Genomic DNA, 19,635 nt, shown 5'->3' on the forward strand with positions numbered 1-19,635 from the left:
CACCTTCTCCCGCTTGCGGGGGAGGGGACGGCATGGGCTCGCTTGCGGGAGAAGGAACGACATGGCCACGCTCGCCGACGGCCGCCGCGCTCAGGCGGCGGGCGGCAGGCGGAAGAACGCGGTGGCGGTGGCGGTGGTCGTGGCGGCGGTGGCCGCCGGGTCCTCGCCGCGGTCGCGGGCCAGTTCCGCGACGATGTGCGGCAGGAAGGCGGGTTCGTTGCGGCGGTCCTTGGGCATCGGCGACAGCGTGCGCGGCAGCAGGTAGGGCGCGTCGGTCTCCACCATCAGCCGGTCGGCGGGGATGTGCCGCACCAGTTCGCGCAGGTGCGCGCCGCGCCGTTCGTCGCACAGCCAGCCGGTGATGCCGATGTGCCAGTCGCGGTCGAGGTAGGCGAACAGTTCCTCGCGGGTGCCGGTGAAGCAGTGCACCACCGCCGGGCCCAGGCGGCCGTCGAACGCGCGCATGATCGCCAGGAAATCGGCGTGCGCGTCGCGCTGGTGCAGGAACAGCGGCTTGCCGGTGTCGGCGGCGATCTGCAACTGGCGTTCGAAGGCGCGGCGCTGCGCCGGGCGCGGGGAGAAGTCGCGGAAGTAGTCCAGCCCGCATTCGCCCACCGCCACGACCTCCGGGTGCGCGGCGAGCGCGCGCAGCTCGGCGTCGCATTCCTCGGTGTATTCGGCCGCGTGGTGCGGGTGCACGCCGGCGGTGGCGAACAGCACGCCGGGGTGCGCCTGCGCCAGCGCGAGTGCCTTGGGCGAATGCTCGCGGCTGGCGCCGGTCACCACCATGCGCGCCACCCCGGCCGCGCGCGCGCGTTCCAGCACGGCGTCGCGATCGCGGTCGAAGCTGTCGTGGGTCAGGTTGGCGCCGATGTCGATCAGGGTCATGCGCGCGGGCCGCTGGCGGAAGGCGCGCATTGTAGTCGGCGCGCGCGAACGCGCGCCGACCGCTGGGGCGTCAGTCCGGCAGGCGGCAGGTGGCCGGCTGGGTGCTGGTGAACAGCGCCCGCGTCGCCCACTCCGGGTGGTCGATGAAGGGGTTGCGGTTGCCCTGGAAGCTGTACACCACCTCGTTGCGCGCGCGCTCGGCGGCGTCCGGCGGATCGGCGTGGTGCCAGGCGAGCAGGGTCGAGAGCAGGCCCATGTACGCCGGCGAGCCGGAGGTCGGGACGATCCGGCTGCGGTCGTCGGTCAGCTCCAGGTCGGGCTCGGACTGCCCGGTCTGCGGGTGGCGGCCGCCCTCGTAGCGGATCGCCATGTACAGCACCGCGCGCGCCATGTCGCCCTGGCGGTGCTGCCAGACCTGGAAGCTGCTGGCGTTGGTCCAGTTCGAGTTGCCCGGGTACGTGCCGGTGCCGCCGCCGACGCCGTGGTGCGATTCGGTCGCGCGCTCGCTGCAGTTGGCCGCCGGCCCGCAGTCGGCGTAGGGCTTGTTGCCGCGCGCGGCGTTGTGGTCGGTATCGGTCAGGTAGAGCATGTGCGCGTCGGTGTGCGGCGCGTTGGGCAGGCCGCGGTCGCCGGTGGCGCTGCCGAAGCCCAGCGACTTCGGCCAGGTGTGCTCGCGGTTGTAGGTCAGCCCGCTGCCGGTGCCGGCGCGCGCGCTGCCCTTGGGGTAGCTGCGGTTGCGGTAGGCGTCGAGGATGCGGTTCTCGTCCAGCGGGTCCTCGTCGGCGATCTCCAGGATCGTCCAGGTGCTGGTGCCGCTGCCGCTGTAGGGATACGCGGTGTGGCCGCGGATGGTGTGGTGCAGGGTGCAGCGCAGCTGCTGCGGCGTGCTCGCGTCCACCCGCGCGTAGTAGCCGCCCGGCGCGCCCGGGCCGCCGCCGCCGGCGTCGGCCACGGTGAAGCGCACCGTTGCATCCGCCACCGGATGCAGGCCGCCGGCATCGGCGATGCGCTCGGCGCGGATGTCCAGCGTGCACGGCTCGCCGGCGTGCAGCGCGGTGTCGGTGGACAGCGCGAAGCGCGTGCCGCTGGCCGGGTGCGACAGCGGCACCTGGCCCGAGCGCGCGCAGGCCAGCGCGAAGGCGCCGGGCGACAGCGTCACCGGGGTGTCGAAGACCACCTCCAGGTCGCCGGCGGCGGGGAAGCCGGTCGCGCCGTCGGCGGGCACGGTGGAGACCAGCGCGGGCGGCGCGTCCTCGCCGCCGCCGCCGCCGGTGAACGCCTGCCCGGCGTTGCAGCGGCCGAAACTCTGCGCCGAGGCCGCGGCCCAGGCGAAGTCGGCCGCCGCGCGGCCGCTGCCGCGCAGCTGCAGCGAGTGGCCCACCGGCGTGGACGATCCTTCGGAGACCGGCAGGTTGGCGCTGGTCATCCCCGCCGCGGGGCCGTTGCCGGCGACGATCGCGCCCTCGTAGCTGAGGAACTGCACCACCGCGCCCTGCGCATCGACCAGGGCGATGCCGTCGTGGCTGCCGTTCTGCAGGCCGTCGCGCGGCCAGGTCACGGTGGCGATGCGCACGCTGGCGTCGCAGTCGGCGGCCTGCCCGGCGGGGACCGCCGCGTTGCCGTAGGTGCGCGCGTTGCCCGGGGCGCCGCTGCCGTTGTACAGCCAGAGACGATAGCCGGACAGGTCCTCGCCGGCGGTGGCCACGATCTCCACCGCCTCGCCGACGTCGGCGCCGACGTTGTCGTAGTGAAGCTCGTTGACGAAGACCTCGGCGAAGGCCGCGGGGCTGGCCAGCAGCAGGAGGCAGGCCAGCGGCAGCGCCCGGCGGCGCTGTGGGCGGGGGCGGCGATCGCGCATCGTGAAGGTCCCTGGGGTGGCGTCGTTGCCGAATGTAGCCCCGGGAAGATGACAGCCGCTCGCCGGAGGCGGCCAGCGGCTGGTGTAGTGTGTCGCGCCGTGATCGACGTCGCCTTTCCCATCGCGCCGCTCTTGCCGCGCATCGCCGCCAGCCTCGCCGCGCATCCGCGCCTGGTGCTGGAGGCGCCGCCCGGCGCCGGCAAGACCACGCAGGTGCCGCTGGCCCTGCTCGACGCGCCGTGGCGCGAGGACCGCCGGATCGTGATGCTGGAACCGCGCCGCGTGGCCGCGCGCGCCGCCGCCGGCTTCATGGCCGCGCAGCTCGGCGAGGCGGTCGGCGAGACCGTGGGCTACCGGATCCGCTTCGAGCGCAAGGTCTCGGCGCGCACCCGCATCGAGGTGGTGACCGAGGGCATCCTCACCCGCATGATCCAGGACGATCCGACGCTCGACGGGATCGCCGCGCTGCTGTTCGACGAGTTCCACGAGCGCCACCTGGCCGGCGATCTCGGCCTGGCGCTGGCGCTGGACGTGCAGGCGCAGTTGCGGCCGGACCTGCGCATCGTGGCGATGTCGGCCACGCTCGATGGCGAGCGGCTGGCGACGTTCCTCGACGCGCCGCGCCTGTCCAGCGCCGGGCGCGGTTTCCCGGTGGAGATCGCCCACTTCGCCGCGCGCCGCGACGAGTCGCTGGAGGCGCAGGCGCGGCGCGCGGTCGAGCACGCGCTCACCGCGCATCCGGGCGACGTGCTGGTGTTCCTGCCCGGCCAGCGCGAGATCGCGCGCCTGCAGGCGGCGCTGCAGGCCGCCGCGGTCGAGGCCGAGCTACTGGCCCTGCACGGCGAGCTGCCGGTCGAGCAGCAGGCGCGCGTGCTGCGCCCCGATCCCGGCGGGCGCCGGCGCGTGGTGCTGGCCACCAACGTCGCCGAATCCTCGGTGACCCTGCCCGGGGTGCGCGTGGTGATCGACAGCGGGCTGGCGCGCGCGCCGCGCTTCGATCCCAACAGCGGCTTCTCGCGATTGCAGACGGTGGCGATCTCGCAGGCCTCCGCCGACCAGCGCGCCGGCCGCGCCGGTCGCGTCGCCGCCGGCTGGGCGTGGCGGCTGTGGCCGCAGTCGCAGCGCCTGGAGCCGCAGCGCGTGCCGGAGATCGCCCAGGTCGACCTGGCCGCGCTCGCGCTGGAGCTGGCCGCCTGGGGCGAGAGCGCGCTGCGCTTCCCCGATCCGCCGCCGCCGGGCGCGCTGGCCGCCGCGCGCGACCTGCTGCGCCTGCTGGGCCAGCTCGATGCCGAGGCGCGCATCACCGCCGCCGGGCGCCGCGCGCTCGCGCTGGGCACCCACCCGCGCTGGGCGGCGATGCTCGACGCCGCCGCGGACCCGGCATCGCGCGCGCTCGCCTGCGACCTGGTGGCGCTGCTGGAGGGGCGCGATCCGCTGCGCGCGCGCTCCGATGCCGTGGCCGCGCGCTGGCAGGCGCTGGCGGCCTGGCGGGACGGCCGCGCGGCGGACCCGGCCGCGCGCGGCGCGCTGGCCGCGGTCGATGCCGCCGCGCGGCAGTGGCGCCGCCGCCTGGGCGTGGAGCGCGCGCCGCCCGCGCACGTCCCCGCGCACGCGCTCGGCGACCTGCTCGCGCACGCCTTCCCGGACCGCATCGCCCATCGCCACGCCGCCGATCCGCTGCGCTACCAGCTCGCCAACGGCCGCACCCTGCGCCTGTTCGACGACAGCGCGCTGATCGGCGAGCCCTGGCTGGTCGCCGCCGAGCTGCGGCACGAGGCGCGCGACGCGCTGTTGCTGCGCGGTGCGCCGGTGGACGAGGCCGTCCTGCGCCGCGACATGGCCGAGCGCTTCGCCGAGGCCGACGAGGTGCGCTGGGACCCTGCGCGGCGCGCGCTGGTCTCCGAGCGCGTGCAGCGTTTCGCCGGCATCGTGCTCGACGCGCGGCCGGCCGGCCGGGTCGATCCGGAACGCGCCGCGCAGGCGCTCGCCGACGCGGTGCGCGCGCTCGGCCTGGATGCGCTGCCGTGGACCGAGCGCCTTCGGCAGTGGCGCGCGCGCGCCGGCTCGCTGCGCGCGTGGATGCCGGAACTCGGCCTGCCCGACCTGTCGGACGCCGCCCTGCTCGACGGCCTGGACGGCTGGCTGCGCCCCGCCCTCGCCGGCCTGAGCCGGCTCGACGCGCTCGGCGAGGACGCGCTGGGCGAGGCGCTCGCCGCGCAGCTCGACTGGCCCGCGCGCCAGGCGCTCGAGCGGCTGGCGCCGGTCCGCATCGCGGTGCCTTCGGGGCAGGCGCGGCGCATCGAATACGCGCTGGAGCCCGACGGCACGCCGCGGCCGCCGGTGCTGGCGGTCAAGCTGCAGGAGCTGTTCGGGCTGGCGGAGACTCCGCGCATCGCCGACGGTCGCGTCCCGCTCACCCTGCACCTGCTGTCGCCGGCCGGCCGGCCGCTGCAGGTCACCCAGGACCTGCGCAGCTTCTGGGAACGCACCTGGCCGGAGGTGCGCAAGGAGATGAAGGGCCGCTACCCGCGGCACCCGTGGCCGGAAGACCCATGGAACGCGGTCGCCACGCATCGCGCCAAGCCGCGCGGGACCTGAGCAACGCGGTATCGTTCAGCGGCGGTGCGGCCGGCGCTCACGCATCCGCCACGATGCGCCGCCCACAATGCACGACCACGTATTTTCCGTTGCGCAGCACAGACCCAAGGACATCCCCCATGAGCAAGTTCGACGCACTGCAGGACCGGGCGCTTGAGTTGGCGGGCCATCTCGGCGACAACATCCGCCACGCCATTCCCGACCACGCCGGCAAGTGGCTGCAGACCGGTGCCGCGCTGGGCGCGGCGCGCGCGGCCACGCGGACCGCGGGCCGCTCCATCACCCGCCACCCGGCCATTTCCGGATCCGTGGTCGTCGCGGTGATCGCCGGCGCCGGCCTGCTGTGGTGGGCGAGCAAGCGCCGCAAGCAGAAACAGGCGGCCGGGTCCGGGCAGACCATCGAAGGCAGTTCGCACCGCGTCGAGGCGCGCCGCGCGCCGCGCCGGTCCGGCGCCCGTCGCGGCACCCGCACCACCGCCACCGCGCCGCGCGACGCCGACAGCGCCGACTGAGCGGCGCGCCATGCCCGACCGAGGACGCCGGCACCCGCCGGCGTCCTGCGTTCAGGGCGAGGCGCCCTTGCGGCCGCGGGCCTCGGGCAATTCGACCACGAAGCGGGCGCCGCCGCCCTCGCGGTCCTCGTACCAGAGCTGGCCGCCGGCGTTGGAGACGATCTCGCGCGCCAGCGAGAGCCCGAGGCCGGTGGAATTGCCGCCGTCGCCGCCGGCGCTGTCGTGCAGCCGCACGAACGGCTTGAACAGTTCGCGCTGGCGGGCGCTGGCGATGCCGGGCCCCCGGTCCTCCACCAGCAGCTGCCAGTAGCCGGGCGCGCCCGGCCGGCAGGTGATGTCCACGTCGCTGCCGGCGGCGTACTTCATCGCATTGCTGACCAGGTTCTCGGCGACCTGGCGCAGCACCAGCGGGTCGATCGCCACCCGCACGTCCTCGCTCCCGTGGGCGCTGACGCGCATGCAGCGCTGCCGCGCCTCGAACTGCAGCCCGTAGCGGTTCTCCAGCCAGTCCACGGTCTCGTGGAGCGAGGCGGTGGCGTTGCGCTCGGTGTGCTCGCGCGTGCTGCGCTGCATCTCCAGGTAGCGCTTGATGTAGCCCAGCGCGTCGCTGGCGCTTTCGTAGATGGTGTCCAGGTAGCGCGGCACGCGCTCCGGGCCGACGCCGTTGCTGCGCAGGATGTCGCTGGCGAACAGCACCGAGCTCAGGGGGTTCTTGAGGTCGTGGGCGACCAGGTTCACCAGCTCCTGGCGCTCGCGCGCCACCCGTTCCAGGCGATCGCGGGTGAGCTTCAGGCCGACGTGGGCGCTGACCCGGGCCAGCAGTTCCTCGGGCAGGAAGGGCTTGGTCACGTAGTCCACCGCGCCCGCGTCGAACGCGCGCAGCAACTGCTCGCGGTCGCGCGCGGCGGTCAGGCAGACCACCGGCAGCCGCATCAGCGTCTCGCGCTGCTTGATCTCGGCCAGCACCTCGAAACCGTCCATGCCCGGCATCAGCACGTCGAGCAGGATCAGGTCCGGCATCGCCTCGGTGGCGATGCGCAACGCGTCCTCGCCGTCGGTGGCGTTGAGCACGTCGTAGCCGTTGCGCGACAGCAGCGCGCTGACGACGCGAAGGTTCGCCGGTTGGTCGTCGACCACGAGAATGCGTCCGGCCGCTACCTTCGTCATCGCCCAATCATGACCCTGAACAGGAATGCGCGGACGGTAACAGAAGCGTGCGGGGCGTACTATCAGAAAAGTCTGCAAGTCCTTGGACGCGCAGCATGTTTTCTGAACAATTCATTCGCGCGTTCAGGAAACCGCGCGCCAGCTGCCGGGTTGCAGCCCGTGCACGTTCCAGGGGCCGATCGCCACCCGCACCAGCCGCAGCGTGGGCAATCCGACCGCGGCGGTCATGCGCCGGACCTGGCGGTTGCGTCCTTCGCGCAGCACGATCTCCAGCCACGCGTCGGGCACCGTCTTGCGATGGCGCACGGGCGGATCGCGCGGCCACAGCGCCGGCGGCGGATCGAGCCGGCGCACGCCGGGCGGCCGCGTCGGCCCGTCGCGCAGCACCGGCCCGGCGCGCAGCGCCTCCAGCGCGGCCTCGTCGGGATCGCCCTCCACCTGCACCCAGTAGGTCTTGGGCAGCTTGTGGCGCGGATCGGCGATGCGATGGATCAGCCCGCCCTCGTCGCTGAGCAGCAGCAGGCCCTCGCTGTCGTGGTCGAGCCGCCCGGCCGGGTAGATCCCGGCGGGCAGCCCGAATCCGGCCAGCGTGGGCCGCGGCGGCACGCTGCGGTCGGTGAACTGGCACAGCACGCCATAGGGCTTGTTGAAGGCGACGAGCACGCGGCCGGCGAACGCGGGCGAGGGCGGTCAGTCCTTGACGAAGCGCAACGTCATGCGGTCGCTTTCGCCGATCTCGCGGTACTTCTGCGCATCGGCCTCGTCGTGCCGGTTGGTCGGCGGCAGCGTCCACACGCCGTTGGGGTGGTCGCGGGTGTCGCGGGGGTTGGCGTTGACCTCGCTGCGTTCGTCCAGCCGGAAGCCGGCGGCCTCCGCCAGCGCGATCACCGTCTGCTCGGCGACGTAGCCGGAGCGGTCGTCGGGCGGCAGTTCGCGTTCGGCGCGGTGTTCCACCACGCCCAGCACGCCGCCCGGCTTGAGCACCTTGTGGAAGCCCTCGAACATCGCCTGCGCATTGCCGGCCATCAGCCAGTTGTGCACGTTGCGGAAGGTCAACACCGCGTCGGCCGAACCGTCGGGGCCGAACGAGGGCGCGGCCGGGTCGTACTCCACCAGGGTCGCGCGGCCGTAGACCTCGGTGGGCTCGCCGCCGAGCTTGGCGCGCAACTCGTCGCGCGCGCGGGTCGGGTAGGCGCGGCGGTCCTCGGGCACGCTGTCCGGCGCCACCACCGCACCGACGTAGGTGCCGCGCTCGCGCAGGTAGGGCGCCAGGATCTCGGTGTACCAGCCGCCGCCGGGGGTGATCTCGATCACCGTCATGTCGGGGCGGATGCCGAAGAACGCGAGCGTCTGCTTCGGATGGCGCCAGGCGTCGCGGGCGGCGAACTCCGGGCTGCGCCAGGCGCCGGCGATCGCGCGATCGAGCGCGGCTTCCGCCTCGGCGTCGAGCGCGCGGCCGGCCTCGGCCTCGGGCGTCGCCGCGGCGGCGGCATCGGCCGTCGCGTCGGCCGCGGTATCGGCCGGCGTCGCCGGGTCGGCGCCGCAGGCGGCGAGCAGCGCAACGGGCAGCAACAGGGGCAGCAGCGGTTTCATGGGCGCTCCATCGGGGTCGGGACCGCCAAGGGTAGCGGCTGGCGCGACCGGGAGCATGCCGGCGCGCAACACAGCATTCCCGCCGTCTTCGCAGCGTACCGACCCCGCGGTGGCTTAGGCTGGCGCCGATCGAACCCGAGGAACCGCTGCATGAGCTTTCCCGACCTGCGCCCGCTCGGCCGCTCCGAACTGCGCGTCCGCCCGCTGGCCTTCGGCGGCAACGTGTTCGGCTGGAGCGCCGACGAACCCACGTCCTTCGCCCTGCTCGACGCCTTCGCCGGCGCCGGCTTCGGCCTGATCGACACCGCCGACGTCTACTCGGCCTGGGTGCCCGGCAACCGCGGCGGCGAATCCGAGACCATCATCGGCCGCTGGCTGGCCCGCCGCGGGCGCCGCGACGACGTGGTGATCGCGACCAAGGTCGCCAAGTGGGGCGAGCGCCCGGGTCTGTCCCCGGACAACATCGCCCGCGCCGCCGAGGATTCGCTGCGGCGCCTGCAGGTGGAGACGATCGACCTGTACTTCGCCCACGAGGACGACGCGCGGGTGCCGATCGCCGACACCCTGGGCGCGTTCGCGCGCCTGATCGAGCAGGGCAAGGTGCGCGCGATCGGCGCCTCCAACTTCAGCGCGCCGCGGCTGGCCGAGGCGCTGGAGGTCTCCGCCCGGCACGGGCTGCCGCGCTACGAGGTGCTGCAGCCCGAGTACAACCTCTACGACCGCGTCGGCTACGAGGCCGAACTGGAGCCGCTGGCGCGCGAGCACGGGCTGGGCGTGGTCGCCTACTACGCGCTGGCCAGCGGCTTCCTCAGCGGCAAGTACCGCCGCCCGGAAGACGCCGCCAAGAGCGGCGCGCGCGGCGCCGGGGTGGTGGAGAAGTACCTCAACCCGCGCGGGGAACGCATCCTCGCCGCGCTCGACGCCATCGCCGCCGCGCACCGCGCCGCCCCGGCGCAGGTCGCGCTGGCCTGGCTGATCGCCCGCCCCAGCGTGACCGCGCCGATCGCCAGCGCCACCAGCATCGCCCAGCTGCGGGAGCTGGTCGCGGCGGCGGAACTGGTCCTGTCGGCCGACGAGATCGCCGCGCTCGACGCGGCCAGCCATAGCGAGTGACCCCATGACCACCGCCGTCCGCAACCGCCGCATCGTCCTCGCCGCCCGCCCGCAGGGCGAGCCGAAGCCCAGCGACTTCCGCCTGGAAACCGAGATCCTGCCGCTGCCGCGCAAGGGCCAGGTGCTGCTGCGCAACCGCTGGCTCTCGCTCGATCCCTACATGCGCGGGCGCATGAACGCCGGGCGCTCCTATGCGCCGCCGCTGGAGATCGGCGAGACCTTCGTCGGCGCCACCGTCGCGCAGGTGGCGGAATCGCTGCATCCGGAATGGGCCCCGGGCGACTGGGTGCTGGCCTACGGCGGCTGGCAGGACTACGCCATCGTCGATGGCGACGCCCTGCAGCGCCGGCTCGACCCGGACGCGCTGCCGGTCACCACCGCGCTCGGCGTCTACGGCATGCCCGGCTTCACCGCCTACGCGGGCCTGCACGAGATCGGCAAGCCGAAGCCGGGCGAGACGCTGGTGGTGGCGGCCGCCAGCGGGCCGGTCGGCGCCACCGTCGGCCAGATCGCCAAGCTGCAGGGCGCGCGCACCATCGGCATCGCCGGCGGCGAGGCCAAGGTGGCGCACGTGCGCGACGAGCTGGGCTTCGACGTCGCCCTCGACCACCGCGCGCCCGATTTCGCCGAGCGCCTGGCGGCCGCCGCCCCGGACGGCATCGACGTCTACTTCGAGAACGTCGGCGGCAAGGTGTTCGACGCGGTGCTGCCGCTGCTCAACGACTTCGCGCGGATCCCGGTCTGCGGCCTGGTCGCCCACTACAACGACGCCGAGCCGCCGCCCGGGCCCGACCGCGTGCCGCAGCTGATGGGCCTGATCCTGAGCCGGCACCTGACCGTGCGCGGCTTCATCCAGGCCGACTTCATCGGCCTGTACCCCGAGTTCCTGCGCGAGATGGGCGGCTGGCTGCGCGAGGGCCGCATCCGCTACCGCGAGGACATCGTGGAGGGGCTGGAGAACGCGCCGCAGGGCCTGATCGGCCTGCTGCGCGGCGAGAACTTCGGCAAGCGCATCGTCCGGATCGGCGACTGAGCATGCGCGGGCGATCGCCACCGCGGGCGGGAGCGCGACGGCCGTGGGCCTGACCCAGCTGCTGGGCGCGTGCGGCCTGCCGCTGGCGGCGACCGGCCTCGCGCTCGCCGCGCGCTGGCGCCGGCGCACGCCGCCGGGCGGGGTGCGACCGCTGCGCCTGTGCGCCGCGCGCGCGGCCTCGGCGCCGCTGCGGCGGCTGTCGATCTGGCTGCTGGCGCTGTCGCTGCTCGGGCTGCTGCGCCCCGACCTGCCGGGCGCGCCGTACGCCGCCGCCTGGGGCCTTGTGCTGCTCGCCGCCTGCGTGCTGCCGTGGCGGCGCGCGCGCCGCCGCGCCGCGCGTCGCTCCGCCCCGGCGGCGGGCGCCGGGGCGCTTGCCCGGCCGCACGAGCTGCCGTAGCTTTTCGCCCACGCCGCGCCCCCCTGGCCGGCCTCCCCAACCCACCCGATCCCTCGAGCCGATGAGCCCGACCGCCGACCTCGACGCCTGCACCCAGGTCGCCGTGGAATTCGCGACCAAGCTGATCCGCCGCCAGTTCGCCGGCGCGCACCTCCTGCTCGGCGCGCAGGCGCGCGAGGAGTGGCCGCCCTCCGCCCTGCGCGAGGCCTACCAGGAGCTGGTGGACTGGGCCGGCCCGGAGCCCGACCGCATCGAGGTGTCCGCTTCGCGCCGCGACTGGCCCGACCGCGAGGACGACGACCTCGGCTGGGTCTACATGCTGCTGCACGGCGGCGAGACCGAAGGCGTCGCGGTCACCGTGGCGCGCGAGCGCGACCGCACCGCGATCCGCGACATCGAGTGGGGCCGCATCCAGTGAGCGCCCGGCGCGGTTCCCGCCGCGCGTAGCTGCCCCGGCCGGACACGGCCCCCGCGACCGGAGCGGCGCATCCGCCGATCCCCGGATGCGCGAAGGCCCCGCTGTAGCGGGGCCTTCGCACGTGCCGGGACCGGGACTAGCCGCGCAGCGAATCCAGCGCCGCGTTGAACGTCGCGCTCGGGCGCATCGCCGCCGCGGCCTTGGCCAGGTCCGGATGGTAGTAGCCGCCGATGTCCACCGGCTTGCCCTGGGCGCCGTTGAGCTCGCCCACGATCGTCGCCTCCCCGGCGGCCAGGCGCTCGGCCAGCGGCGCGAACGTCGCCTTCAGCCCCGCGTCCTCGTCCTGCGCCGCCAGCGCCTGCGCCCAGTACAGCGCCAGGTAGAAGTGGCTGCCGCGGTTGTCGAGCTGGCCCAGCTTGCGCGCCGGCGAGCGGTCGTTGTCGAGGATCTGCGCGTTGGCCGCATCCAGCGCCTTCGCCAGCACCCGGGCGCGGGCGTTGCCGCGGGTCTCGCCCAGGTGCTCCAGCGACGCCGCCAGGGCCAGGAACTCGCCCAGCGAATCCCAGCGCAGGTAGTTTTCGGCCAGGAACTGCTGCACGTGCTTGGGCGCGGAACCGCCGGCGCCGGTCTCGAACAGGCCGCCGCCGGCCATCAGCGGCACGATCGACAGCATCTTGGCGCTGGTGCCCAGCTCCATGATCGGGAACAGGTCGGTCAGGTAGTCGCGCAGCACGTTGCCGGTGACCGAGATGGTGTCCTCGCCCTTGCGGATGCGCGCCAGCGACGCGCGCATCGCCTCCACCGGCGGCAGGATGCGGACGTCCAGGCCGCTGGTGTCGTGGTCCTTGAGATAACGCTCGACCTTGGCGATTACCTGCGCGTCGTGCGCGCGCTGCGGGTCCAGCCAGAAGATCGCCGGCGTCGCGCTCAGCCGCGCGCGGTTCACCGCCAGCTTCACCCAGTCGCGGATCGGCGCGTCCTTGGTCTGGCACATGCGCCAGATGTCGCCGGCCTCGACCGCGTGCTCGAACACCACGCCGCCGTCCTGGTCGAGCACCCGCACGATGCCGTCGACCGGGATCTCGAAGGTCTTGTCGTGGCTGCCGTACTCCTCGGCCTTCTGCGCCATCAGGCCCACGTTGGGCACGCTGCCCATGGTGGCCGGATCGAACGCGCCGTGCGCCTTGCAGTCCTCGATCACCGCCTGGTAGATCGTGGCGTAGCTGCGGTCGGGGATCACCGCCTTGGCGTCCTGCAGCTCGCCTCGCGCGTTCCACATCTTGCCGGAGTCGCGGATCATCGCCGGCATCGAGGCATCGACGATCACGTCGCTGGGCACGTGCAGGTTGGTGATGCCCTTGTCGGAATTGACCATCGCCAGGCCCGGGCGCCGCGCGTACACGGCCTCCACGTCGGCCTTGATCCGCGCCTGCTCGTCCTCCGGCAGCGAGGCGATGCGCGCGTAGAGATCGCCGATGCCGTTGTCCGGATCGAAGCCGACCCGTCGCAGGGCGTCCGCGTGCCGGTCCAGCGCCTCGCGGTAGAACGCCGAGACCGCCACGCCGAACATGATCGGGTCGGAGACCTTCATCATCGTGGCCTTCAGGTGCAGCGAGAACAGCACGTCCTGGGCCTTGGCATCGGCGATCTGCGCCTCGATGAAGGTCGCCAGCGCCTTGCGGCTCATCACCGCCGCATCGACGATCTCGCCCTCCTGCACCGGCACCCGATCGCGCAGCACCCGGGTCTGGCCGTCGCGGCCGACCAGCTCGATGCGCAGGCCGCCTGCCGCGCCCAGCGTGGCAGAGCGCTCGCTGCCGTAGAAATCGCCCGCGTCCATGTGCGCCACGTGCGTCTTCGAATCCGCGCTCCACTTGCCCATGCGGTGCGGATGCTTGCGCGCGTACTGCTTCACCGACGCCGGCGCGCGGCGGTCGGAATTGCCCTCGCGCAGCACCGGGTTCACCGCGCTGCCCTTGACCCGGTCGTAGCGCGCCTTGATCTCGCGCTCGGCCTCGTCCTTCGGCTCGTCCGGGTAGTCCGGCAGCGGATAGCCCTGCCCCTGCAGCTCCTCGATCGCCGCCTTGAGCTGCGGCACCGACGCGCTGATGTTGGGCAGCTTGATGATGTTCGCCTCCGGCTTCGTCGCCAGCTCGCCCAGCTCGGCCAGATCGTCGGCCACGCGCTGCGCCGCATCCAGCCGGTCCGGGAACTGCGCCAGGATGCGCCCGGCCAGCGAGATGTCGCGCGTCTCCACCGCGATGCCCGCGGGCGCGGCGAACGCCTGCACGATCGGCAGCAGCGACTGCGTGGCGAGGAACGGCGCTTCGTCGGTGAGGGTGTAGAGGATCTTGGGGGCTTCGGACATGAGGGGCGTGTCTCGTGTTGAGGCGGTAGGACGCCGCGGCCGTCGCCGGCGCCCGGCGTGGCCCTGGCCGGCGCGAAGCGATTGCAGCCGCAGCGAGCGGAGTCTTGGATCGACGCAACGTATTGTCGCGTGTTTGCAAAGGACGGAAAAGGATCGCTGCCGGTCGCGCCGACGTCTCGGGACATACGGGACAGAACGGGTCATTCCCGTCTCGACGGATGAGATCGGGTCGGGCCATAGTGCGCGACGGCACTCGGGGGAGCCGGAGCATGGACGACTTGTCGCCGTCGGATCTGAAAACGATCCTGCATTCCAAGCGGGCGAACCTCTATTACCTCGAGCATTGCCGCGTGCTGGTCAACGGCGGCCGCGTCGAGTACGTCACCGACGCCGGCAAGCGATCGCTGTACTGGAACATCCCGATCGCCAATACCACGACGATCCTGCTCGACGGGAACCTCGATCACCCAGGCGGCGATGCGCGAACTGGCCAAGGCCGGCGTGCTGGTGGGTTTCTGCGGCGGTGGCGGCACGCCGCTGTTCTCCGCCAACGAGATCGACATGGAGGTGGCCTGGTTCTCGCCGCAGAGCGAATACCGGCCCACCGAGTACCTGCAGGCCTGGGTGAAGTTCTGGTTCGACGACGACCTGCGGCTGTACGCCGCCAAGGCCTTCCAGCGCGCCCGCATCGCAAGGCTGCGCGAACAGTGGGCGCACCGGTCGCTGCGCCAGGCCGGCTTCGCCGCGACCCCGGCCCGGCTGGACGAACTGCTGCAGCGCACGTCTCGGGAGATCGAACTGGCCCAGGACAACACCGCGCTGCTGGCCGAGGAAGCGCGCCTGACCAAGGCGCTGTTCAAGCTGGCGGTCGATACCGTGGGCTACGGCGCCTTCACCCGCGCCAAGCGCGGCAGCGGCAGCGATCCGGCCAATCGCTTCCTCGACCACGGCAACTACCTGGCCTACGGCCTGGGCGCGACCGCCACCTGGGTGCTCGGCCTGCCGCACGGGCTGGCGGTACTGCACGGCAAGACCCGCCGCGGCGGGTTGGTATTCGACGTGGCCGACCTGATCAAGGACGCCAGCATCCTGCCGCAGGCGTTCCTGTCCGCAATGCGCGGCGACGACGAACAGCAGTTCCGCCGCAACTGCATCGAGGCGCTGACGCGCAGCGAATCGCTGGACTTCATGATCGACACCCTCAAGGCCGTCGCCCTGCAGACCGCCACGCAGGCCCAGCCATGAACGTCCTGCTGATCTCCCAGTGCGACAAGCGCGCGCTGACCGAGACGCGCCGCATCCTCGACCAGTTCGCCGAACGCAAGGGCGAGCGCACCTGGCAGACGCCCATCACCCAGGCCGGCCTGGACACGCTGCGCAAGCTGCTGCGCAGGACCGCGCGCAAGAATACCGCCGTGGCCTGCCACTGGATCCGCGGCCTGGACCACAGCGAACTGCTGTGGATCGTCGGCGACGCCCGCCGCTTCAACGCCGAAGGCGCGGTGCCGACCAACACCACCGTGCGCAACGTCCTGCGGCGCGAGGACGAGAACGACTGGCACAGCGCCGAGGACATCCGCCTGCTCGCGCAACTGGCCGCGTTGCTGCACGACCTCGGCAAGGCCAGCGTGGCGTTCCAGCGGCGGCTCGAGGGCACGCTGACCGAGCGTAACCGCTACCGGCACGAATGGGTGTCGCTGCGGATGTTCCAGGCGTTCGTCGGCGATGACGACGATGCGGGGTGGCTGCGGCGGCTGGCCGAACCGTCGGCCGCCGATCCCGGGCGATGGGACCCGGCACGATCCGGTCTGCGCGATGGCCTGGACCCGGAGGCCGCCATCCGCCTGCCGCTGGCCGGGCTGCCGCCCCTGGCTCGCGCCATCGGTTGGTTGATACTCAGCCACCACCGCCTGCCGGTGATGCCCGGCCATGATCGCAGCGGACATCCCCGGTTGGGTGCGCGGATCGAAGGCCTCCGCACCGACCGTCTGCACGATCCGCTGGCGAGCATCGCGTGCGACTGGAACGAAACCCCGGGCGATCGCGATGAGGACGCCGTGCGGCCCTATTGGACCTTTGCGGGCCCGTTACCCGTCGAGACCGAACGCTGGCGCGCGCGCGCGGCACGGGTCGCCAGGAGGCTGCTGGATCGGCTCGACCGCGACGGCCGCCGGTCGCCCATCGACGATCCGTTCGTCATGCACCTGGCGCGGATGAGTCTGATGCTCGCCGATCACCACTACTCCCGGCTCACCGACACACATCAGCGCGAGGCCGGGGCTCGGGACTATCCGCTGTTCGCCAACACGTTTCGGGACAGCGGCGCCTGTTGCCAGGCCCTGGACGAGCACCTGATCGGTGTCGCCAAGCACAGCGGTGTCGTCGTCCACGGGCTGCCCGGACTCGAACGCCACCTGCCCAGGCTGGCGCGTCATCGGCGGCTGCGCCAGCGTAGCGAAGACCCGCGTTTCCGTTGGCAGGATCGCGCCAGCGATACCGCCGCCGCGATGCGAGAGCGCGCCGCGTGCAACGGCGCCTTCATCGTCAATCTCGCCTCGACCGGTTGCGGCAAGACGCTCGGCAACGCGCGCATCATGAACGCCCTTGCCGATCCGCAGGCCGGCATGCGCTGCGCGTTCGCAATGGGGTTGCGCACGCTGACCTTGCAGACGGGGCGGGCGTTCCAGCGATTGCTCCGGCTCGGCGACGACGAGCTGGCGATCATGGTCGGCGGCGCCGCCAACCGCGACTTGTTCGCGCACCACGAGCGGCTGGCCGAGCGGGCCGGCTCGGCCTCGAGCCAGGATCTGCTGCCCGAGGACGGCCACGTCCTCTACGAAGGCAACGAAGATCACCCCGTGCTGCAGCGGCTCGGTGCCGATGCGCAGGTTCGTCGCCTGATCGCCGCGCCGATCCTGGTCTGTACCATCGATCACCTGGTGCCGGCGACAGAGAGCCAGCGCGGCGGGCGCCAGATCGCGCCGATGCTGCGGTTGCTCAGCAGCGACCTGGTGCTGGACGAACCGGACGACTTCGACCTCGAAGACCTGCCCGCGCTGACCCGGCTGGTGCACTGGGCGGGCCTGCTCGGCAGCCGCGTGCTGCTGTCATCGGCCACCCTGCCGCCCGCGCTGGTCGAGGGGCTCTTCCTGGCCTATCGCAGCGGACGCACTTGGTTCCAGCGCAATCGCGGCGAACGCCCGGACGCGCCCGCGGCGATCTGCTGCGCCTGGTTCGACGAGTTCGCCCAGGCGCAACACGATTGCGAAAGCGCGGAGGATTTTCGCGAACGGCATCTCGCGTTCGCGACCCGTCGGCACCAGATGCTCGGCCAGCAGGCTGAGACATCGGCATCGCGCCGGGCGGCGCTGCTGCCGCTTCCGCTTCAGGGCGAGCGAACAGAGCAGTTGCGCGACGAGTTCGCGCTGCGGGCGCGCGATGGCGCTCTGGCCCTGCATGCCGAACACCATGCGCGCGATCCGCGCAGCGGCAAGCGCGTCAGCTTCGGCCTGATCCGGATGGCCAACATCGAGCCGATGATCGATGTCGCGCTGGCGCTGTTCCGGCACGGCGTACCGCCGGGCGCGCGCATCCACCTGTGCGTGTATCACTCCCGGTTCCCGCTGCTCGTCCGCTCCGACATCGAGCGCCGGCTGGACGCCGCCCTGGACCGTCGCCGGCCGGAGGCCGTGTTCGACCTGACCGACGTGCGGCGCTGCCTGGACGCGTACCCCGAGGCCGACCATCTGTTCGTCGTGCTCGGCAGCCCGGTCACCGAGGTCGGACGCGACCACGACTACGACTGGGCCCTCGTCGAGCCCTCATCGATGCGTTCCTTGATTCAGCTCGCCGGCCGCGTTCGTCGGCATCGGCCCGGCGCGGTGGAGCGCGCGAACATCCAGGTGCTCCAGCGCAACCTGCGCAGCTTCGAGCGGCCAGGCAAGGCCGCGTTCTGCAAGCCGGGCTTCGAGCAGGACAGCGGCGCGTTCCGCCTGGTCCACCACGACCTGGCTCATCTGCTCGATCCGGCCGACTATGCGGTCCCCGATTCCCGGCCGCGTCTGCTTTCGGCCGCGCCTTCCGATCTGCGCCCGCAGGCGCGGCTGATCGACCTCGAGCATGCCCGGCTCCGGGCGCAGATGCTGCCGCCGCCGCCATCGCCCGAGCCCACGCCGCGACAGCGACGCTACGGCATCGCGCCGGAACCGGCGCCGCTCAACGCCAGCGCGTGCTGGACCCATGCGCACGCCGCCCTCACCGCCATCCTGCAAGTGCAGCAGCGTTTCCGCGACGACGGGCATCGCCGCGAAGTCGAACTGGTGCTGTTGCCCGACGAGAGCGAGGAAGACTACGTCCTGCATCGCATCGACGACGCGGAGCGACCGGGGAAGCAGGTGTACGTGCCGCTGCGCGACGGGGTGGACCTGCACCGCATTTCCGACGAGCGCCTCCGTGGCGCAGGGATCGGCATCTGGGGTGTTACCGACTACATGCAGGTGTTGCGGGATTACGCGGCCGAACTGGACGTGCCGCTGGAGCCGTGCGCCAAGCGCTATGGCAAGGCGTCGGTGCCGGACAGCACCTACGGCTGGTGGTTCCATCCGGCCCTGGGCTACACGAGACACGCTTGATGCGAGCGAACGGCTCAATGCGCCGGATCGGGATCGATGCGATCACTCGGGAGGGCCGCCAGTTGCTCGAGCAACGCCGGCAGGGCGCGCTGCACCGTCTCCCAGACCACGCCCATGTCGATCTCGAAGTACCCATGCGCGATTCGGTTGCGCATGCCCTTCATGCTCGCCCACGGGATCTGCGGAGCGCTGGCGAGCCGCTCCGGGTACCGTTCGATCAGCTTGGCCGCGATCTCGCCGATGATCAGCAGGTTCATGGCGACCGCCTGCTGGGTCCGGGGATCGTCCAGGAAGTCCTCGCGCGTCATGCCTTCAACGTAGCCGCAGGCCTGTACGGCCGCGGCGCGCATGTCGTCGAGCCAGCCGGCGAAGCGGTCCGGGCTCACAGCGGCCGGGCCTCCCGCAGCACCGCATCGCGGAACCGCGCCGGCAGATCGCCGGGCGTGCGGACGTCCACCGGAACCCCCAGCAGCTCTTCCAGGGCGACCTGCAAGCCGCCGAGGTCGAACAGCGTCGTTTCCGGGGTGGGATCGACCAACAAGTCCAGGTCGCTGCCTTCGCCGTCGGTGCCGTGCAGCACGGAGCCGTACACGCGCGGATTGGCGACCCGGAAGCGTCGGGTCGCGCCGTGCAGGGCATCCAGTCGGGTACGGAGGGCGTCGGAGGGTTTCATGGCGCAGCCGATTCAACAGGCTAGATGGAACTGCCTATGCGGCAGCGAATTGTAGAGATCCTCTCGGAAGCAACATCTTCTGAGCTGCCTACTCGGCAGGAGCCCAGTTTAGCGCAACAAGATTAGATATATATTGGAAGTAACATGGTTGCTTTGCGGGCGGAGTAGCTTTAAAGTGTCGATCGTCCGGGGGCTGCCACCCCCGGACGATCCAACAACGCTCGGTTCGAGAGGCCGGGGCCAACCGCAGGTCATGTGCGGCAAGGAGGGTAGTTCAGTGACTGGCAAACGCGCGCCCTCAAGATAGGAGCGCATCCACCATCAAGGAACGGATCCCCTGAGCGTTGCTCGGGGGATTCTAGCGGCTGCCTGCAGCCGACCCAAGC

16 protein-coding genes are annotated in these 19,635 nt (G+C 72.5%); 8 read left to right on the top strand and 8 right to left on the bottom strand.

What is annotated here, in order from left to right; translation table 11 throughout:
• Nucleotides 1–90: 90 nt before the first annotated feature.
• A complete protein-coding gene (locus Z164_RS0118175; RefSeq protein ID WP_024892098.1) occupies nt 91–888 on the bottom strand; it encodes a TatD family hydrolase in 798 nt (265 codons plus the stop codon).
• A gap of 70 nt (nt 889–958) precedes the next feature.
• Entirely contained in the window at nt 959–2,746 is a 1,788-nt protein-coding gene (locus tag Z164_RS0118180) for an endonuclease (protein ID WP_024892099.1), read from the bottom strand.
• Nucleotides 2,747–2,845: 99 nt separating this feature from the next.
• Between Z164_RS0118180 and hrpB the strand changes: the two genes are divergently transcribed.
• Together hrpB and Z164_RS0118190 are read left to right on the top strand one after the other, a co-directional pair.
• Complete coding sequence (hrpB, locus tag Z164_RS0118185; protein WP_024892100.1) at nt 2,846–5,344, top strand: ATP-dependent helicase HrpB; 2,499 nt, start codon at nt 2,846–2,848, stop codon at nt 5,342–5,344.
• Between the two features lie 119 nt (nt 5,345–5,463).
• Nucleotides 5,464–5,856, top strand: coding sequence for a hypothetical protein (locus Z164_RS0118190; RefSeq protein ID WP_024892101.1), 393 nt, complete (start codon nt 5,464–5,466; stop codon nt 5,854–5,856).
• Nucleotides 5,857–5,907: 51 nt separating this feature from the next.
• Here the strand turns inward: Z164_RS0118190 and Z164_RS0118195 are convergent, their stop codons facing one another.
• The 3 genes from Z164_RS0118195 to Z164_RS0118205 all read right to left on the bottom strand — a co-directional run bounded on the left by Z164_RS0118195 (nt 5,908) and on the right by Z164_RS0118205 (nt 8,595).
• Nucleotides 5,908–7,023 carry a hybrid sensor histidine kinase/response regulator gene (locus Z164_RS0118195; protein ID WP_024892102.1) on the bottom strand — a complete coding sequence of 372 codons (1,116 nt, stop codon included), beginning with the start codon at nt 7,021–7,023 and terminating at the stop codon, nt 5,908–5,910.
• A 123-nt stretch (nt 7,024–7,146) separates the two neighbouring features.
• The gene (locus Z164_RS0118200; RefSeq protein WP_024892103.1) at nt 7,147–7,686 is read right to left on the bottom strand and encodes a pseudouridine synthase; all 540 of its coding nucleotides are present in this window, start codon (nt 7,684–7,686) and stop codon (nt 7,147–7,149) included.
• Nucleotides 7,687–7,713: 27 nt separating this feature from the next.
• Nucleotides 7,714–8,595 carry a class I SAM-dependent methyltransferase gene (locus Z164_RS0118205; protein WP_425477243.1) on the bottom strand — a complete coding sequence of 294 codons (882 nt, stop codon included), beginning with the start codon at nt 8,593–8,595 and terminating at the stop codon, nt 7,714–7,716.
• 171 nt (nt 8,596–8,766) lie between these two features.
• On the opposite strand from Z164_RS0118205, the gene Z164_RS21005 reads away from it, so the two are divergent.
• The 4 genes from Z164_RS21005 to Z164_RS0118225 all read left to right on the top strand — a co-directional run bounded on the left by Z164_RS21005 (nt 8,767) and on the right by Z164_RS0118225 (nt 11,577).
• Entirely contained in the window at nt 8,767–9,729 is a 963-nt protein-coding gene (locus Z164_RS21005) for an aldo/keto reductase (protein WP_043690879.1), read from the top strand.
• Between the two features lie 4 nt (nt 9,730–9,733).
• On the top strand, nt 9,734–10,762 hold the full coding sequence (locus tag Z164_RS0118215) for an NADP-dependent oxidoreductase (protein ID WP_024892106.1): 1,029 nt from the start codon (nt 9,734–9,736) through the stop codon (nt 10,760–10,762).
• 43 nt (nt 10,763–10,805) lie between these two features.
• Nucleotides 10,806–11,159, top strand: coding sequence for a hypothetical protein (locus tag Z164_RS0118220; protein WP_024892107.1), 354 nt, complete (start codon nt 10,806–10,808; stop codon nt 11,157–11,159).
• 61 nt (nt 11,160–11,220) lie between these two features.
• Nucleotides 11,221–11,577, top strand: coding sequence for a hypothetical protein (locus tag Z164_RS0118225; RefSeq protein WP_024892108.1), 357 nt, complete (start codon nt 11,221–11,223; stop codon nt 11,575–11,577).
• Between the two features lie 136 nt (nt 11,578–11,713).
• Here Z164_RS0118225 and Z164_RS0118230 read toward each other — a convergent pair whose 3' ends face one another.
• A complete protein-coding gene (locus Z164_RS0118230) occupies nt 11,714–13,945 on the bottom strand; it encodes an NADP-dependent isocitrate dehydrogenase (RefSeq protein ID WP_024892109.1) in 2,232 nt (743 codons plus the stop codon).
• A 477-nt stretch (nt 13,946–14,422) separates the two neighbouring features.
• Here Z164_RS0118230 and cas1f point away from each other — a divergent pair, with 477 nt between their 5' ends.
• Both cas1f and cas3f read left to right on the top strand, forming a co-directional pair.
• Nucleotides 14,423–15,190, top strand: coding sequence for a type I-F CRISPR-associated endonuclease Cas1f (gene cas1f, locus Z164_RS21010; protein ID WP_236621829.1), 768 nt, complete (start codon nt 14,423–14,425; stop codon nt 15,188–15,190).
• A complete protein-coding gene (gene cas3f / locus Z164_RS0118240) occupies nt 15,187–18,576 on the top strand; it encodes a type I-F CRISPR-associated helicase Cas3f (RefSeq protein WP_024892110.1) in 3,390 nt (1,129 codons plus the stop codon). Before cas1f ends, cas3f begins: the two co-directional genes overlap by 4 nt.
• Nucleotides 18,577–18,590: 14 nt before the next feature.
• Here cas3f and Z164_RS0118245 read toward each other — a convergent pair whose 3' ends face one another.
• Nucleotides 18,591–18,962, bottom strand: a complete 372-nt coding sequence (locus Z164_RS0118245) for a HepT-like ribonuclease domain-containing protein (protein WP_024892111.1) — start codon at nt 18,960–18,962, stop codon at nt 18,591–18,593.
• Nucleotides 18,959–19,249 carry a nucleotidyltransferase family protein gene (locus tag Z164_RS0118250; RefSeq protein ID WP_024892112.1) on the bottom strand — a complete coding sequence of 97 codons (291 nt, stop codon included), beginning with the start codon at nt 19,247–19,249 and terminating at the stop codon, nt 18,959–18,961. The genes Z164_RS0118245 and Z164_RS0118250 overlap by 4 nt, the downstream gene beginning before the upstream one ends.
• Between the last annotated feature and the right edge of the window lie 386 nt (nt 19,250–19,635).

Origin of the sequence: Luteimonas huabeiensis HB2 (assembly GCF_000559025.1) — a bacterium.
Lineage (GTDB): Bacteria > Pseudomonadota > Gammaproteobacteria > Xanthomonadales > Xanthomonadaceae > Luteimonas > Luteimonas huabeiensis.

Excerpts from the sequence above, each read along its gene's own strand:
- Z164_RS0118195 (WP_024892102.1), bottom strand. The coding sequence starts at position 7,023 with ATGACGAAGGTAGCGGCCGGACGCATTCTCGTGGTCGACGACCAACCG.
- Z164_RS0118190 (WP_024892101.1), top strand. The coding sequence starts at position 5,464 with ATGAGCAAGTTCGACGCACTGCAGGACCGGGCGCTTGAGTTGGCGGGC.
- Z164_RS0118215 (WP_024892106.1), top strand. The coding sequence starts at position 9,734 with ATGACCACCGCCGTCCGCAACCGCCGCATCGTCCTCGCCGCCCGCCCG.
- Z164_RS0118230 (WP_024892109.1), bottom strand. The coding sequence starts at position 13,945 with ATGTCCGAAGCCCCCAAGATCCTCTACACCCTCACCGACGAAGCGCCG.
- Z164_RS21005 (WP_043690879.1), top strand. The coding sequence starts at position 8,767 with ATGAGCTTTCCCGACCTGCGCCCGCTCGGCCGCTCCGAACTGCGCGTC.
- Z164_RS0118225 (WP_024892108.1), top strand. The coding sequence starts at position 11,221 with ATGAGCCCGACCGCCGACCTCGACGCCTGCACCCAGGTCGCCGTGGAA.
- Z164_RS0118175 (WP_024892098.1), bottom strand. The coding sequence starts at position 888 with ATGACCCTGATCGACATCGGCGCCAACCTGACCCACGACAGCTTCGAC.
- cas3f (WP_024892110.1), top strand. The coding sequence starts at position 15,187 with ATGAACGTCCTGCTGATCTCCCAGTGCGACAAGCGCGCGCTGACCGAG.
- Z164_RS0118180 (WP_024892099.1), bottom strand. The coding sequence starts at position 2,746 with ATGCGCGATCGCCGCCCCCGCCCACAGCGCCGCCGGGCGCTGCCGCTG.
- cas1f (WP_236621829.1), top strand. The coding sequence starts at position 14,423 with ATGCGCGAACTGGCCAAGGCCGGCGTGCTGGTGGGTTTCTGCGGCGGT.
- Z164_RS0118250 (WP_024892112.1), bottom strand. The coding sequence starts at position 19,249 with ATGAAACCCTCCGACGCCCTCCGTACCCGACTGGATGCCCTGCACGGC.